Source organism: Mesorhizobium sp. M0410 (assembly GCF_040321435.1).
Taxonomy (GTDB): domain Bacteria; phylum Pseudomonadota; class Alphaproteobacteria; order Rhizobiales; family Rhizobiaceae; genus Mesorhizobium.
On record NZ_JAMYRN010000066.1, the window covers coordinates 1 to 1,349 of the forward strand.

Consider the following 1,349-nt stretch of genomic DNA (forward strand, 5'->3'; position numbering starts at 1 on the left):
TAGGTCGTGAACCCATAAATGGGAATGAGGGAGATGGGTGAAAAGCGATCGTTGCGTCGTTTGACAGATCGCGCATATTGTCGAGGAATGACTGAACTCGCATTAGAACCCGGCGGTGGATTGAGAGGTCTTCCGATTGGATCGTCCAAAGGAAGCGTTCGGACATTTTTCGGTGGTAAGCACCAGCCGTTTAAGCGTACACCCGAAGGCAATCCGATAGATTATTGGGCGGATGCAGGCGTTTTTGCCTACTATGATTCCGACGAGCGCCTGGAGGCCTTGGAGTTTGCAAGCCCAAGCAACCCGACATTGAACGGATTGGCTCTTATCTCGGTATCGATGGGCGAAGCGACACAGATTCTCCAATCTCTCGACCCGAAGTTACGCTTGGAGCCGGATGGCGCAACCTCAACGCAGCTTGGTATAGGCGTTTGGTCCTCGACAGGCGAAGCCGATCAACCTGTGATGTCCGCGATAACATTCGGACCGGGCTACTACGATTAGGCTGTAGCGCTGAACGTCTGATTTTGATGGGTTTACCAACTCGCTTCCATATCGCGCGGGATTGTGATTCAGGCTCAATATGAGCCGATATGACCTGACCGACTTCGAGTGGCGCGTGATCGAACCGCTGTTACCCAACAAACCTAGAGGCGTGCCGCGCGTCGATGACCGACGCGTGTTAAACGGAATCTTCTGGGTGCTGCGCTCCGGTGCGCCATGGCGCGACCTGCCCGAGCGCTATGGGCCACGCACCACCTGCTACAACCGCTTCTCGCGTTGGCGAAAAGCAGGTGTTTGGGATCGGCTCATGGACGCCATCAGCGGAGCGCATGATGGTGAAATCCAGATGATCGACAGCACTTCCATTCGGGCGCACCAGCAGGCTGCGACGGCAAAAAGGGGGGCGCAGATAATTGTCTCGGTCGCAGCCGAGGTGGCCTCACGACCAAAATCCACGTCGTCGTCGACGCGCAAGGACTCCCGATCCGGCTCGGCCTGACGGCGGGACAAACGCACGATGGGCAGATCGCCGATCGATTGCTCGACCATCTCGGCCCGCGCATCATCGTCCTGGCCGACAAGGCCTACGATGCCGACCGTATCCGGGAGTTGATCCAGCAGCACGGTGCGACGCCCAACATTCCCGCCAAGCGGAACCGGAAGTGGAAACCTTGCTTCAGCAGGCGCCTCTATCGCGAGCGAAACCTGATCGAGCGCTTCTTCTCCAAGCTGAAACATTTCCGCCGTGTCGCTACACGGTACGACAAACTGGCAGCCAACTTCCTCGCCATGATCCAACTCGCCTCAATGCGACTGTGGCTTCGCGCTTATGAGTCTACGGCCTA

At 57.2% G+C, this 1,349-nt stretch carries 2 protein-coding genes; both read left to right on the top strand.

Going from position 1 to position 1,349, the window contains the following annotated elements; genetic code table 11:
• The first annotated feature begins 33 nt into the window (after positions 1-33).
• The gene (locus NKI63_RS30600) at positions 34-504 is read left to right on the top strand and encodes a hypothetical protein (RefSeq protein WP_352722285.1); all 471 of its coding nucleotides are present in this window, start codon (positions 34-36) and stop codon (positions 502-504) included.
• 79 nt (positions 505-583) lie between these two features.
• Positions 584-1,349 (top strand): IS5 family transposase gene (locus tag NKI63_RS30605; protein ID WP_352824126.1). Its coding sequence is split into 2 segments (ribosomal slippage), with 767 coding nucleotides annotated over them: positions 584-908 and positions 908-1,349; the frame shifts between segments, so codons are not numbered across the junction. This gene is flagged as partial in the annotation.